Origin of the sequence: Wolbachia endosymbiont (group A) of Cephus spinipes (assembly GCF_964026895.1) — a bacterium.
In the GTDB taxonomy this organism is placed as follows: domain Bacteria; phylum Pseudomonadota; class Alphaproteobacteria; order Rickettsiales; family Anaplasmataceae; genus Wolbachia; species Wolbachia pipientis.
On sequence record NZ_OZ034713.1, the window covers coordinates 754313 to 768182 of the forward strand.

Here is a 13870-nt window from a genome sequence, read left to right on the forward strand (position 1 = left end):
TATGCCCTTAATTTCCGAGAATAAAAATCTTATAAATGGTTACAGGGAAGGAAAATTTTTGGTGAATAATAGAGAATATTGCGGCTCAATTATAATTTTTCCTGAAAAGGTGATTAAATTGAAAGAAAGTGATATAAATAGCAAGGAACATTTTAAATCTTTTTTAACAGAGGAAATAGAAATTTTGATAATAGGTACTGGTAAAACACGCAATATACTAAGTTCTTCAGTGAAGTCCTATCTTATGGAACAAAAAGGTTTAAATTTTGAATTTATGACAACAGGTTCTGCATGCAGAACCCATAACGTTTTAATATCCGAAGATAGATTTGTTGTCAGTTATCTAATAGCCATATAGCATGCTTACCCAGGACTTTTTCATCAATAGTCTAGTTGCAGTAGTTGTAATTAGCCTAGTAACAGGCGCTTTAGGATCGTTTATGATATGGCAAAGGTTATCTTATCTTGGTGATAGTTTGTCCCATTCTTCGTTGCTTGGTGTTGCACTTGCTTTAATCTTTAAGATTAGCCCATCGCTTAGCATAATGCTCATTGCAATTACATTTGCTATACTACTTTCTCTTAATTTTAACAGATTATATTCTGCTGATACGATATTGAACATTGTTACCAATGTAGTTTTATCATCGAGTTTAATACTTATGTCTTTTCTTCCATCTGGCAATAATAGTATTATTAGCTCACTGTTTGGTGATATATTAACGCTCGATCAAAGTGATATAGTATTGATTTTTTTAACCTCTGCAGTAGTTACTTTGATATTAATATTTAGATGGCGTTATTGGTTAATGATTTCAATTAATCAAGATTTAGCAGTAGTTGAAAAAATTAATGTTACCTTTGTTAGACTAGAATTTTTAATCACTCTTGCTATATTTATAGCAATTGCTGCCCAACTAATAGGAATATTACTCATTGCTGCATTTTTGCTAATACCAGCAGCATCTGCAAGGCTCATTTCGAAAACTCCAATGCAGATGATTATTGTTGCAACAGTTTTTTCTGTGATCTCTGGGATATCAGGTCTCATGTTATCTGCAAGTTTTGATTTGTTAACTGGACCTGCAATTATACTTGTTGCAGCGGTATATTTAATTATCGCTTATTTTATAAGGCTAGTATTAAGCAGGTTGGCTTAATTTTGATCTCGAATGTTAATAATTTTGTAATATACTCATTATAAAACATCACTATCTTAGCACAAAATAGTTTTTGCTATACTATTATTTATATGCTAATGATAAGTTGTTAATTTTATGGAGTAAGCAATATGAGCGAAGAAGGATTTTTTTCCAAATATATATCTCAACCTGTGAAAAAATTTTATAATTATATTACAGGAAAAACAGAAGAGTCAGATGATGTAGCAGGTGATGTGCATAATATTGCACAAGGAGACTCAGAGTCTTTGGATACTCATGTACAGTCAAATGAGAATGATATCATATAGATAGCATGAGGGTCACACCATCCAAAGTTAAAAAATTCCTAGAGAAACCTGATGCTTTACGTGGTGTGTTAATTCATGGAAGTGATAACAGTAGGGTTGATTTTTATGTACAAGAAATAATTGCTAATTTGGGTGAGTATTCAGTTCAGGTGATGGATTTTGCAATAGTGAATAAGTCACCCAGTTTACTGTTTTCTGAATTGGCAAACGTTTCGATGTTTACCAGCAAAAAATTAATTAAGCTGATAAATGTGAGTGGAGGTATATCCAAAGAGTTAAAAAACGTATTGGATTATAACGCAAGTGGTCACTATGTAATGATGGTAGCAAGTGATCTTCCATATAATTCTGCGACTAAAAGTTATATGGAGAGTTCAAAAATTTTTGGTGTGATTGCTTGCTATAAGGACAGCAACAGCAATCTTTATGACATTATATCAAGTTACTTAAAACAAAATGATATAAAATGCACAAATGAGATAATCTACCATTTGCAATCTTACTTTAATCATAGCAAGCTGCCTATATGTTCAGAACTTGAGAAGTTAGTTTTATACTTAGGGGAGAGAAAAGACCTAAAACTTACTGATATAGAATTATGCTTTTCAACTTCCGGCAACGACTATGCTACACTTGATGATTTATGTTCTGCCATAGCAAGTAAAGATATGTTGCGCTTCATTAGAATTTCTGATGCATTGGTATCGCAAGAAAATTTTTCACCGATAGCGCTAATTCGCATTATATCAAATTATTTCCTACGCCTTGAAAACGTTTTGCTGTCAGTGCAAGGTGGAATGAGTGAGCAGGCTGCGATTGATCAGCTAAGCCCTCCATTGTTTTTTAAACAATTGCAGAGTTTTAAATCTCATTTGAAAAGTTTGCAACTTTCAGAACTTAAGAAGATCTTGGAAAAATTGATAAGCTTAGAAGTTACCTGTAAAAAAACTGATTTAGATCATAAAATGATTTTTCAACATGCACTGACGGGTAGCTGACTACTCGGATCCAGCCTTTCTTATAATTTCATCAAAATGTTGTATTTTAACATAAAATAGCTGCTTTTATGCCTACCAAAATTCATTCTTTAGTGTGTGTCTCACAAGTATTCTTTGCTAATAGGATATTTTCGAATATAATTGAATATAACTAGATAAAAATACAGATATGTTTGACATTTCAAAAATTGTAATAACACCTGAAATGTTAAAATTAGTTGCTGAAATTGATGAATTTAAAGGAGCATGGCAATTGTTTGGTAATTTAGCTCCAGAACGTTTACAAATGCTCAAGAAAATTGCAACAATTGAAAGTATTGGTTCTTCTACTCGTATTGAAGGGGCAAGATTATCAGACCGTGAAGTTGAGCAATTACTATCCAAACTTGATACACGCTCATTTCGTTCTCTAGATGAACGAGAAATAGCCGGATATGCGTATGTGTGTGAAGAAGTATTTCAAAACTTTAACAAGATGCCATTTACAGAAAACACTATAAAACAGTTTCACATCTGGCTTTTACAATTTTCATATAAAGATCAAAGGCACATGGGAGAATATAAAAAATTCCCCAATCATGTTGAAGCGTTTGATGAATCTGGAAAAAGCTTGGGCATAGTTTTTGAAACAGCCTCTCCATTTGAGACAGCAACACAAATGCAAGAACTTATTTATTGGACTAGCCAGCAATTAGAGGTGAAATCGTTACACCCTCTATTAATTATTGGCATTTTTATAGTTACTTTTTTAGCTATTCATCCCTTCCAGGATGGAAATGGCAGATTATCACGCATTCTCACAACTTTCTTGTTACTAAAGTTAGGGTATATCTATGTACCTTACAGTTCCCTTGAAAGTAATAAGGAGAGTTACTACTTAGCTTTGCGTCGTACTCAACAATCCTTGAAGACGAGCAGCAATGATTTTAATCCATGGCTTATGTTCTTTTTAAGGTCACTACAAAAGCAAAAATTTTATCTTGAACAAAAGGTGTCACATGAAAAAGTGTTAAATCTCTATTTACCACCACTTTCTGCTGAAATACTAGCACTACTCAGCAAACATGGACGTCTTACAATTAAGGATTTGGAAAATATTACTAAAGCAAACTGCAATACCTTAAAGAAGCACGTATCTAATCTCGTAAAGAGTAATCACATTACTCAGCATGGAAAAGGCAGAGCAACCTGGTATGTAATATAGAGCTCAATAGGATATGTATTCATTTTGAATTGTTAAATTATTCAGCTATAGAATATAGATCACAGCTGTACAAACATTGTAGTTTGAGCCCACTAGATCCCAGTGCCCTATTCTTGTCATCCCAGTGCCTTCTCCTGTCATCCCAGTGCCCAGACACTGGGATCCAGAAAAGTTTGCTTGTAAGCAAGCAAACTAGCATAGAAAGTGGTTACAACGTTTTCGATGAGATTGCAGAAAGGCTAGATTCCAGACTGGAATGACATCGTTCACTATGTACCATATTGCAATAGTTGTGGTCAAGGCACTGGGATCTGAAATTGCAGTGTTCGTACAGCTATAGAATATAGATCAGAAGTGACAGAGCTTAAAAAAAGGCCTAACATTCTTAATAAACGTAAAAAGCTTTATGAAAATCAGAGTTGGAGTAATAGGCTGCTTAGGCAGAATGGGCAAAAAAATACTCAATGAATTAATTACAAATACCAAAGTGGAAATAGCAGGTGCTGTTGCCCGTTCAGGTAGTAAGTACATAGATTCAGATATTGGACCAATTATAGCCAATCTAGGAATTAAAGTTACAAGTTCTATTAGTGGCATATTTGAGTCATCTGACGTTGTAATAGATTTTACAACTAAAGAATGTATGTTAGACTGCCTTAAAGCAGCTGTAAAATTTAAAACACCGCTGGTTAGTGGCACAACTGGAATAGAAGGTGTCGATTTGAAAGAATATGCTGCTGAAGTTCCAATATTATGGTCAGCAAATATGAGTGTTGGGGTTAATGTGTTGCTGAAATTGGTAAAAAAAGCTGCTGAGCTTTTAGGTAATGAATATGACGTTGAGATTTGGGAAATGCATCATAACTTAAAAAAGGATTCACCATCTGGAACAGCTATAGAACTTGGCAAAACAATTGCTAACGCTTCAAAAGTGGATTTTCAGTCCAATCAATATTTACATAGTGGTTCAAACATAAGGAAAAAGGGGGGAATAGGTTTTGCAGTATCTCGTGGAGGTGGAGTAATAGGAGATCACAGCGTGATGTTTGTTAATTCTGATGAACGGATAGAACTAAACCACAAAGCAATTGATCGCACAACATTTGCTAGAGGAGCTGTTCAAGCAGCAGTATGGCTATACGAAAATAAAAGAGAAATTCCGGGGCTCTATTCAATGCAGGATGTGATATGAGCAATACACGTGCCTCTGTTAAAGATTTAAATCTCTGGTACGGCTCTAAGCAAGTTTTATTCGATATAAATTTGAATATTTATAAAAGAAAAGTTACTACTTTTATCGGACCATCCGGATGCGGTAAATCAACATTTTTGCGTTGTTTTAATCGTATGAATGACTATGTACCAGGTTGCAAAACTGTTGGTGAATTAGATATCGATGGGCTGGGTGATATATATTCACGCGATATGGATGTTGTACTACTTAGAGCAAAAGTTGGTATGGTATTTCAAAAGCCAAATCCTTTTCCAAAATCAATATATGATAATGTTGCTTGTGGGCCAAAATTGCATGGTATGGCGAAGGATAAGCAAAAATTGAATGAGATGGTGGAAAATAGTTTAACCAAGGTTGGTTTATGGGAAGAATTGAAGGACAGATTGCAAGATAGCGCACTCAATTTATCCGGTGGCCAACAACAGAGGCTATGCATCGCTCGCGCAATTGCAGTGAAGCCAACTATTTTATTAATGGATGAACCGTGCTCTGCTCTTGATCCAATGGCAACCAATGCAATCGAAAATCTTATACAAGAGCTGAAATTAAGATTTACTATAATTATGGTGACTCATTCAATGAAGCAAGCTAAAAAGTTATCTGATAGTGTAATTTTCTTTCATAATGGCAGAATTGTTGAGTCTGGAAGCACTCAAGAAATATTCGAAAATGCTCAATCTCCCTTAACAAAGGAGTATATCCTGGATCATTAAATTTCTGACCTTACCCAGAAAAAGTGGAGAGAAAGAAAAGAGTTTTTTCGGGTAAAATAAAATTTTGGAGGATTAGAAATGGTAAGAGAATATACGGCAGAATTCAAATTGGAAGCTGTTAAGCTGACAAATGAACAAAGAAAGGTAGGTCAACCAGTTGCAAAAGTAGCAAGAGATCTAGGAATAAGGGATAGTGTATTAGGAAAATGGATGAAGAAACACAACGAAAAAAAGTCGGCAGCAGATGCATTTCCAGGTAGAGGTAACATGGCTCCTTACGACAAAGAGAGGTTTGATTTACAAAGCAAGAGTAACAAGGGAAAGAGACATTTAAAAAAAAGCCCTGGCCAGTCAAAAAGAGTAAAATATTTTTTTATATAGTAACTGCTATAAAGTACAGGAATTATGTAGGATTTTCTGCTAGTGGCTACTATAAGTGGACCACAAGAAAAATAAGCAGTAGAGAATCAGCAAATAAAGAGTTATTAGCAGATATTCAAAAAATATATCAAGCTTCTAAATGTAGATATGGAGCTCCTAAAATTCATGCTGAATTGAAGGCTTTGGGTAAAAGTTGCAATTTGAAAACGGTGCAAAGTATTATGCAGAAAAATGACATCAGGGCTATACTGAGAAGAAAGTTTAAAATTAAAAAACAACAAACAGATAATAGAGCTGTAGCTCCCAATATACTAGATCAAAACTTTATTGTTGATCAACCAAATAAAGTATGGGATTACTTACATCAAAACCAAGGAGGGATGGCTATATTTGGCAGCAATAATTCTCACGTATGGTAGTTAATGAGTAGTGCAATAAATAAACAATTGGTTATGAACTCTTTATTAATGGCCATTAATAGGCGTAAACCTGTTAAAAATCTACTGCTGCACAGTGACCAAGGTTCACAATATACTGCGCAAGGGTATCAATATCTCTTAGCTGTAAAGAATATAGATGAGTAATAAAGGCTGTTGTTACGACAATTCTGTTGCAGAAAGCTTCTTTAGCTCATTGAAAAGAGAAATACTTATTGATACTTCACAACACTCTGCTCAACAAACTAGAACTGCAATATTTGAATACATAGAAATTTTTTATAACAAACAACGTCACTATTAACTATTGCATTCCAGAACAATTTGATGCATCATTCTTTTTGTAAAAAACATTCCAAACTTTCTCTCCACTTTTTCTGGGTAAGGTCACTTTTCCACTGATCATATTTAATCGCCATAACTTTACTCCTACTTTAACAATATTTTAATTATCATATATTATGGCAAGAAAGTCAACCCTACCTAATTTTGCTTAGTAAGCACACTAACTATGAAACAATCTATATTACCATCAAAAACAGAATTTATATTGCCCACTTCATGTCCGGTTCTTAAATCCTTCACCATTTGATATGGATGCATAACGTACGATCTGATCTGATTACCCCAGCCTATATCGCATTTTTTACCATATTCTTCAGCCATTTTCTGTTCTTTTTTTTCCAGTTCAATTTGGTATAAACGTCCTTTAAGTAATTTCAATGCCTCATCTTTATTTCTGTGTTGAGAACGACCATTTTGGCATTGAACTACAACACCAGTTGGAATATGCGTAATGCGTACCGCACTTTCAGTTTTGTTCACATGCTGACCGCCTGCTCCAGAAGCTCGGTAGGTGTCGATCTTTAGATCCTTTTCATCCACAGCAATATCAATTGAATCTTCTATCACTGGAGTTACTCCTACACTTGCAAAACTGGTATGACGTTTACCATTTGCATCAAACGGCGATATTCTAACCAGCCTGTGAATTCCACTTTCACTTTTTGCCCACCCATAAGCTTTTTCTCCAACGATTTTTATCATTGCAGACTTTATACCAACTGACTCTCCTTCTAATTTTTCTACAACTTCAACTTTAAAGTTGTGATAAATTTCTGCCCACCTTATATACATGCGCATCAGCATTTCAGCCCAATCATTGCTCTCGGTTCCGCCAGCTCCTGAGTGGATTTCTAAAAAGCAGTTATTATTATCTGCTTCACCAGTAAATAAGGACTCTGTTTCTTTATACTTGATTAATTTCTCTAGCTTAGCTAATTCATTTTCAACTTCAGAGAAAAATTCTTCATCATTTTCATCAATAGCAGACTTCATTAAGCTGATGGCATCGTTGTAATCGCTTTCCAGCTTTAAAAACGACTCTACGTCATTCTTAATTTTAGAACGTTCTTTTAAAACTTCTTGTGCTTTTTGGTTATCTTGCCATAGGTCATCATTCGACGCTTGGGAGTCAAGCTCTTCAAGGCGCAACTTTAATTTTTCTATGTCAAAGACACCTCCTGATAAGAGAAATACTTTTATTTAAGCTTTGAAAGTGTTCAAGAATTTCTGGATAAGTTTTCATTATACTTTAGATTTTAATATATTTACTATCAATAACAATAACAGTAAACAAAATAGAAATTTAACCATATGATAGTTAATTTAAATAATTTCATTATACTTTAATGTTTAAGGAAATCAAGCGCGTATATTTATTAAAAAATAAGGTAAAGTAATGAATATTAAAATAAGTTCTCATTATGGTTTAGACAAAAAGGCTATTGATGACTTAATAGAGTCACTTGATAACGAGGAGCTAGAGAATGTTTGTAGTATTGTAAAAACGATAGATAGCGTTCAGTTAGCTTATTTTTTATCTACTTCAATCAGTGATCACAGGGAGAAATTAGTTAATATCCTCGATCAACATTTGTTAAGTGATGCCCTAGTGCATGTAGTGCCAGATTTACAAATAGAGATCATAGAAACATTGGGAATAGAAAATACAGCAAAGTTACTAATGCTCCTTGATGTAGAAGATATAGTAACCATAGTGAAAGATTTAGATAGAAAGTCTGTAGAAAATATACTTTACTATTTGCCCAGCAAAACTCAGAAATCGGTAGAGGAGTTGCTATCATATCCAGAAGAAAGTGCAGGAAGGTTAATACATAAAGATATGGTTATAGCTCCATATTATTGGACAATAAATCAACTGACAGAATTTGTGTGCAACTATAAAAAAATACCAGAAAAATTTCACCAGATATTCATTATCAACTCAAAATTAGAGCCTATAGGCAGTGTTAATTTAAATAAGGTAATATCTCACTCAGGAGACACAATAATAAAAGAGATAATGGATCATGACATAAAAATCATTAAAACTGGAGTAGACCAAGAGGAAGTAGCAAGAATATTTAAAGATTACTCTCTATTATCGGCTCCGGTAGTAAATAAGAATGGTAAAATTATTGGTGTGATCTTAATTGAAGATGTGATAAAAGTTGTTCAACAAGAAACAGAAGAGGATGTACTCAAAATAAGCGGTGTATCTTCTAAAGCCGATATAAATGCCCCTATACATAAAACTATAATTAAAAGGCTACCTTGGTTACTGTTTAACCTCTTAGCTGCAACAATGTGTTCCATAGTAGTTGGCTTTTTCGATGATGTAATAAAAAGTTTTATAGTGCTGCCAATAATCATGCCGATAATTGCATCAATGAGCGGAAATGCAGGATCCCAAACAGTAACGCTAACCATCCGGGCAATCGCAACAAAATATCTAACTGAGCAAAATGCAAAAAGAATACTGATGAAAGAATTTTTAATAGGTCTTATAAACGGGGTGATCTTATCTACTATTTCATTAGTAGTGTTAGCAATAAGGTTTCACAACTTCAAAGTGGAGATGATTTTTGTGGTCTCCATGATTATGATGTCAATTATTGCAACGTTCATCGGAACTTTCATTCCTATAATGCTTCATCGCTTAAAGTCTGACCCTGCCGTTTCTTCTTCAATCCTAACATCGGCAACAACTGATATTCTCTCAGCTTTTATATTTCTTGGTTTAGCTACGATCTTTTTATTAAATAGCTAATACTATCTATAGCTATACCGCCGCGAACCGTCATGCCGCGATTCATTCGCGGTATCTCTTAGCATAGATCCCGCTAACAAGTAGCGGGATGACGAGAAAGGGGCTACTTGGATGACATTCTTCCTGGTGTGCACAAATCACAATGTTCGTACATCTGTGGATTTATTCGCGGTATAGATATCGCTAACGAGTAGCGGAATGACGGTTTTTCAAATTGTCGTAAGTCAGTTTAGCTATAATATCAAGTTTCACCAACTATTTCTCTCTATTAAATAAGAATAAATTACCTATACAAAAATAGATTGGCAATATTTCAAGTCTGCCAAGCAGCATTAAAAACGATAGAAATAATTTTACTTCATTACTGAAAGAGGAATAATTACCCGAAGGACCTATTAAATTACTAAATCTCGGGCCAGAGTTTGTAAGCGTTGCAGAGACTGAACTGATGCTAGTTATAAAGTCTGCATTGCTTAAGTAAGACATCACTATTGATGAAATGGTAAACGTTAACATGAAAATTGCAAAAAATATAAAGACAGAGTGAACTTCATCATTCTCCAGAATTTTTCCATTGAATTTTACTCCATTGTCTGCATCAGGGTTTAATAAAAGGTAAAAGTAATTTCTTATAGACCTTAAAAGAACAATCAAGCGGAAGATTTTGACACCACCACTTGAAGAACCGCTACATCCACCAACAAAGGTTAGAAAAAAAGCTAAGACTGAAATGAAACTCCAATCTATATGATTACAGATTGCATAACCAGTTGACGTAATCAAGGAAGTGATGGTAAATGTGCTGCATCTAAATGATAATGACACTCCTAAATCAACATTTTTATACAACCAAAAACAAGCAAATAAAGATGAGATAGTAGCTATCTTAACAAAGTAAGAGACCTGTTCATCATAGCAAATGTCTAACCGTCTTATAATTTTTAAATAGCTAAGAAAAGGCAGAGAACCCAAAATCATAAAAACGATCGTTATGGCTTCTAGTATGGGATTATTATAGTGCCCTATAGAATCATTATAGTTAGCAAATCCACCAGTTGATACAGCAGACATTCCGTGACATATTGCATCAAATAGTGGCATACCAGCTAGATAATAGGAAAATATGCATAACAAAATTAAGCCATAATATATTGCCGTAACATGAATCACTACGCTTCGCGTGTTCGGCAACTTCCTTTTGGTAGCATCTGAATATTCAGAATAAAGTAAATTATTTAGGCTGAGAACCTTAAACATAGGAAAAACTGCAATTCCTAAAGTGATTACACCAAAACCCCCCATGCCGTGTAGCATTGCTCTCCACAGCAGTATTCCTGGAGATTGTTTTTCAATATCATTAAATATAGTTGCCCCTGTGGTTGTGATGCCAGATATCGTTTCAAACAATGCATCAACATAGCTCAGATTATCAAAATAGAAAGGAATAGCTGCAAACAGAGACAAGGCAATCCAGGTGCAACTAGTAATCGCAAAAATTGCTGGCATTCCATGCAATCTACTTAATTTACCGAGTAAAATAAAAATTGCGCCAGATGTGCAGGTAATTATGAATCCAGCGAAAAAATTTTTCCATTCGTAGCTGAGATACTTATTGGTAATAGCAGGAATAAGCATTGCTAAGCTAAATAGCAATAGGAATATTCCCACAATAAATGCAATTGAACGTAAAGTTTGTAAACGTTGATGATTTTTCATAGAGTTACTTCCTCGCTATACAAAGCCATAAAAGCTACTCTAACGTCAAGCATTTTGTTGGCCTTTATTAACAGTTATTAACAATATACTTGATTTACTTGTAAATATGTATGATAATTAAATTTTTATTAGAGGTAAGATATAGTTGAATTAACTGATGCACAAGAAGAAATTCTAGGTTCATTAAGACAGGCAGTCAGGAATGACAATTTTCAAGAAGTCCAGAACGTACTCAACAATAAGGAACATAATGATATACAAGCAGTTTTGAGCCACGAGGGGACTCTGACTAGTGACAAAGGTACCATTTAAATGATGTTATTGGCTGTACTAAAACTAGCGTTAACACTAAAGTAGGGATCATTGAACTAATTTGGAAGGAAGCTGATCAAAAAAACTCGTGATTTTTTGTGTGATTACAAGGTAACAAAATCTTTTGAAGATCAACCATATTTTACGGATACAATAGATGATCTTAAACGCTTTCAAGGAAAATTTGACCCTCATAGCACAGAATATTTTGCTCTTGTACAAGTTGTTCAAAAAATAGAAGATCACAAGTGGGTAATGGATCTTGATTCCAACTTACAAGAAGCAATAGAAAACCTTGATATTGATCAAGTTAAAGCAGCATTAGAGAATTGTGGTGAAGATGTAGAAAGGGTTTTAGAGCGAGAGGTATATTGGAGTAGTGGAAGAGTAGATGCCCTTTTAGTTTATCCTCTGAAAGTTGAATATAGTGAAGAATTGAACCAAGAAGATGTGGAAAAGATAAAAGAAAGCTTTAAATTAATGTTTGATGCTGCTTCTCCAGGGCTCCTTGGGTTCGAGCCCAATGGAAATAACTATGTAATGGATAAACTTACATGTGCACAAAAACGTTTTGCTAAAATACCTGGAGTAGGTGAGCAATGCTTTCAAGATTTGATTCAAGAATTTGAGGAAAAACTTAGTAAAAATGAACTAGATAATGCCAAGATTAATGATCAGATAGCATGGGATAAAGAGTATGCGACTCGATTTTCACAAGAAATCAATCAGGATCCGTCTGAGAATGATGATCTTAACTTTATAGATGACACTGATCTAGATCAAAACACCGTAAACTCTGCACCAACTGCAGACAACAAAACCCCAGAAAAAAACGATACAAACTTCTGGAGTGAACACAAAGGGAAGATCGCTCTGGGCGTTGTTGAACTATGCGTAGTTGGTGCTATTGCAGCCTATGTGCTGGCATATCCTGTAGTTGCATTAGTTTTAGAAGTTTTAGCAGTTTCAGCATTGGCTGTACTAGCTTATATTGGAGGAGTTTGTGAGAAATCAGAAAGCCCAAATACGAAAAGCTCGGACCCGGTTGTTTCTGGGGTGTTGCAACAACGCAGAACTGTCTAATTAGTAATCCATTGTCATCCCAGCGCGCCGCGCTGGGTCTGACTACGCTAGAACAAAGAATATAAAAGAAACGTTGCCGTCACGTTATATCATAAACCTTTGCTGAAGCTTTCTTTATATCTTCACTTGAAAGTGGAATTAGACCAAGCCTAGATAGGTACCCATCTTCAATGCCGATCGAATCTATAATTTCTTTTATGAATTCTCTTAATCCATCAACAGTATCCAGGTGTTCTTTCTTTATATAAAGGTATAGAGGTCTTGCTAATATATATTTTCCCGATGATATATTTTCGTAAGTTGGCTCAATTCCTGCAATTGTGCTCCCTTGTATTTTATCTTGATTCCTCATTAAAAAGCTAAAACTAAATATCCCTAAAGCGTTCTTGTTACTTTTCAATTTTTGTATTATTATGTTTTCATTAATTCCAACTTCTATATACCTTCCGTCATCCCTTATATTACCACATGCTTTCTTTCTTTCTTCCTGATCTTTATAATTCTCTTTGAAAATTCTCGAGTTCATGCATGAATATTGATCAAGCATAATAGAATTAACCAAAGTTTCGTATGTGCCTGTATTTTGATGTGGACCATAAATTTCAATTTCTGTTTTTGGTAAGGCTTGATTTACATCAGACCAAAACTTCTTATTATTTTTTACTAATTTATCATTTTCTTGAGAATATGCAGATAAAGTTTCAAATAAGTCCTTCTTTGTGAAATCAAATCTATGGCTTTGATTTGAATTTGCAATGACAATTCCATCATAGCCAATGATGATCTCTATCACTTCATTAATTTTATTTCTTTTACATAGTTCTCTTTCTACTTCCTTCATAGGGCGAGATGAAGTGGTGATGTCTGGCGTGTCTTCCCCTATTCCTGAGCAAAACATTTTGAACCCTGATCCACTTCCTATTGATTCCACAACTGGAGTCTTAAAAGGGAATACACGATTGAACTCCTCGGCTATAAACGAGATAAAAGGAAAAACAGTTGAAGATCCAACAATTCTGATGTATTTCCTGGCATCAGCATTTGACGGCGGCGTGAATAATACGAATACAAAAATCAGGAGAAAGTTTCTAAGCATTATTTTTAGTTAAGAACATAAATCTAATTATTGTAACAAAACATCAAACTGAAAAGCTTTAATTGCATGACAAAAGCTACAGTTTACATTTAAATTTTATTTTATATTATTGT

Annotated in this window: 17 protein-coding genes; 14 read left to right on the top strand and 3 right to left on the bottom strand. The window is 34.3% G+C overall.

Annotated elements, in window-relative coordinates; genetic code table 11:
- Position 1: 1 nt before the first annotated feature.
- The 12 genes from AAGD59_RS03560 (at position 2) to AAGD59_RS03610 (ending at position 6742) form a co-directional block, all read left to right on the top strand.
- Complete coding sequence (locus AAGD59_RS03560; protein ID WP_015589089.1) at positions 2–358, top strand: Mth938-like domain-containing protein; 357 nt, start codon at positions 2–4, stop codon at positions 356–358.
- 1 nt (position 359) lies between these two features.
- Positions 360–1160 carry a metal ABC transporter permease gene (locus AAGD59_RS03565; protein ID WP_010962536.1) on the top strand — a complete coding sequence of 267 codons (801 nt, stop codon included), beginning with the start codon at positions 360–362 and terminating at the stop codon, positions 1158–1160.
- 131 nt (positions 1161–1291) lie between these two features.
- On the top strand, positions 1292–1471 hold the full coding sequence (locus AAGD59_RS03570; protein WP_010082539.1) for a hypothetical protein: 180 nt from the start codon (positions 1292–1294) through the stop codon (positions 1469–1471).
- Between the two features lie 5 nt (positions 1472–1476).
- The gene (gene holA, locus AAGD59_RS03575) at positions 1477–2469 is read left to right on the top strand and encodes a DNA polymerase III subunit delta (protein ID WP_015589088.1); all 993 of its coding nucleotides are present in this window, start codon (positions 1477–1479) and stop codon (positions 2467–2469) included.
- Positions 2470–2638: 169 nt separating this feature from the next.
- On the top strand, positions 2639–3673 hold the full coding sequence (locus tag AAGD59_RS03580) for a Fic family protein (protein ID WP_015589087.1): 1035 nt from the start codon (positions 2639–2641) through the stop codon (positions 3671–3673).
- Positions 3674–3756: 83 nt separating this feature from the next.
- Complete coding sequence (locus AAGD59_RS03585) at positions 3757–3933, top strand: hypothetical protein (protein ID WP_153801318.1); 177 nt, start codon at positions 3757–3759, stop codon at positions 3931–3933.
- 146 nt (positions 3934–4079) lie between these two features.
- The gene (gene dapB, locus AAGD59_RS03590) at positions 4080–4865 is read left to right on the top strand and encodes a 4-hydroxy-tetrahydrodipicolinate reductase (RefSeq protein ID WP_010962542.1); all 786 of its coding nucleotides are present in this window, start codon (positions 4080–4082) and stop codon (positions 4863–4865) included.
- The gene (gene pstB, locus AAGD59_RS03595) at positions 4862–5620 is read left to right on the top strand and encodes a phosphate ABC transporter ATP-binding protein PstB (protein WP_006280935.1); all 759 of its coding nucleotides are present in this window, start codon (positions 4862–4864) and stop codon (positions 5618–5620) included. The genes dapB and pstB overlap by 4 nt, the downstream gene beginning before the upstream one ends.
- 78 nt (positions 5621–5698) lie before the next feature.
- The gene (locus AAGD59_RS03600) at positions 5699–6001 is read left to right on the top strand and encodes a transposase (protein ID WP_265027795.1); all 303 of its coding nucleotides are present in this window, start codon (positions 5699–5701) and stop codon (positions 5999–6001) included.
- A 71-nt stretch (positions 6002–6072) separates the two neighbouring features.
- Positions 6073–6420: an IS3 family transposase gene (locus AAGD59_RS03605; protein WP_265023746.1), complete on the top strand. Its 348-nt coding sequence runs from the start codon at positions 6073–6075 to the stop codon at positions 6418–6420.
- A gap of 3 nt (positions 6421–6423) precedes the next feature.
- Positions 6424–6585 carry a DDE-type integrase/transposase/recombinase gene (locus AAGD59_RS06960; protein WP_010082071.1) on the top strand — a complete coding sequence of 54 codons (162 nt, stop codon included), beginning with the start codon at positions 6424–6426 and terminating at the stop codon, positions 6583–6585.
- Positions 6578–6742, top strand: coding sequence for an IS3 family transposase (locus AAGD59_RS03610; RefSeq protein ID WP_010082072.1), 165 nt, complete (start codon positions 6578–6580; stop codon positions 6740–6742). Before AAGD59_RS06960 ends, AAGD59_RS03610 begins: the two co-directional genes overlap by 8 nt.
- A 179-nt stretch (positions 6743–6921) precedes the next feature.
- Here AAGD59_RS03610 and prfB read toward each other — a convergent pair.
- Positions 6922–8026, bottom strand: a protein-coding gene (gene prfB, locus AAGD59_RS03615; protein WP_141456981.1) for a peptide chain release factor 2 whose coding sequence is annotated in 2 segments (ribosomal slippage) — positions 6922–7950 and positions 7952–8026 — 1104 coding nt in all. Because the reading frame shifts where the segments join, the coding sequence is not laid out codon by codon here.
- 153 nt (positions 8027–8179) lie between these two features.
- Between prfB and mgtE the strand changes: the two genes are divergently transcribed.
- Positions 8180–9550 carry a magnesium transporter gene (gene mgtE / locus AAGD59_RS03620; RefSeq protein ID WP_015589086.1) on the top strand — a complete coding sequence of 457 codons (1371 nt, stop codon included), beginning with the start codon at positions 8180–8182 and terminating at the stop codon, positions 9548–9550.
- A 255-nt stretch (positions 9551–9805) separates the two neighbouring features.
- On the opposite strand, the gene AAGD59_RS03625 is transcribed toward mgtE, so the two are convergent.
- On the bottom strand, positions 9806–11266 hold the full coding sequence (locus AAGD59_RS03625) for a TrkH family potassium uptake protein (protein WP_265027794.1): 1461 nt from the start codon (positions 11264–11266) through the stop codon (positions 9806–9808).
- 408 nt (positions 11267–11674) lie between these two features.
- Here AAGD59_RS03625 and AAGD59_RS03630 point away from each other — a divergent pair, with 408 nt between their 5' ends.
- Positions 11675–12661, top strand: coding sequence for a hypothetical protein (locus AAGD59_RS03630; RefSeq protein WP_015589084.1), 987 nt, complete (start codon positions 11675–11677; stop codon positions 12659–12661).
- A 79-nt stretch (positions 12662–12740) separates the two neighbouring features.
- Here the strand turns inward: AAGD59_RS03630 and AAGD59_RS03635 are convergent, their stop codons facing one another.
- Positions 12741–13757: a substrate-binding domain-containing protein gene (locus tag AAGD59_RS03635; RefSeq protein WP_015589083.1), complete on the bottom strand. Its 1017-nt coding sequence runs from the start codon at positions 13755–13757 to the stop codon at positions 12741–12743.
- Positions 13758–13870 lie beyond the last annotated feature (113 nt).

Excerpts from the sequence above, each read along its gene's own strand:
- AAGD59_RS03600 (WP_265027795.1), top strand. The coding sequence starts at position 5,699 with ATGGTAAGAGAATATACGGCAGAATTCAAATTGGAAGCTGTTAAGCTG.
- dapB (WP_010962542.1), top strand. The coding sequence starts at position 4,080 with ATGAAAATCAGAGTTGGAGTAATAGGCTGCTTAGGCAGAATGGGCAAA.
- AAGD59_RS03580 (WP_015589087.1), top strand. The coding sequence starts at position 2,639 with ATGTTTGACATTTCAAAAATTGTAATAACACCTGAAATGTTAAAATTA.
- AAGD59_RS06960 (WP_010082071.1), top strand. The coding sequence starts at position 6,424 with ATGAGTAGTGCAATAAATAAACAATTGGTTATGAACTCTTTATTAATG.
- AAGD59_RS03570 (WP_010082539.1), top strand. The coding sequence starts at position 1,292 with ATGAGCGAAGAAGGATTTTTTTCCAAATATATATCTCAACCTGTGAAA.
- AAGD59_RS03560 (WP_015589089.1), top strand. The coding sequence starts at position 2 with ATGCCCTTAATTTCCGAGAATAAAAATCTTATAAATGGTTACAGGGAA.
- AAGD59_RS03610 (WP_010082072.1), top strand. The coding sequence starts at position 6,578 with ATGAGTAATAAAGGCTGTTGTTACGACAATTCTGTTGCAGAAAGCTTC.
- AAGD59_RS03625 (WP_265027794.1), bottom strand. The coding sequence starts at position 11,266 with ATGAAAAATCATCAACGTTTACAAACTTTACGTTCAATTGCATTTATT.
- AAGD59_RS03565 (WP_010962536.1), top strand. The coding sequence starts at position 360 with ATGCTTACCCAGGACTTTTTCATCAATAGTCTAGTTGCAGTAGTTGTA.
- pstB (WP_006280935.1), top strand. The coding sequence starts at position 4,862 with ATGAGCAATACACGTGCCTCTGTTAAAGATTTAAATCTCTGGTACGGC.
- holA (WP_015589088.1), top strand. The coding sequence starts at position 1,477 with ATGAGGGTCACACCATCCAAAGTTAAAAAATTCCTAGAGAAACCTGAT.
- mgtE (WP_015589086.1), top strand. The coding sequence starts at position 8,180 with ATGAATATTAAAATAAGTTCTCATTATGGTTTAGACAAAAAGGCTATT.
- AAGD59_RS03635 (WP_015589083.1), bottom strand. The coding sequence starts at position 13,757 with ATGCTTAGAAACTTTCTCCTGATTTTTGTATTCGTATTATTCACGCCG.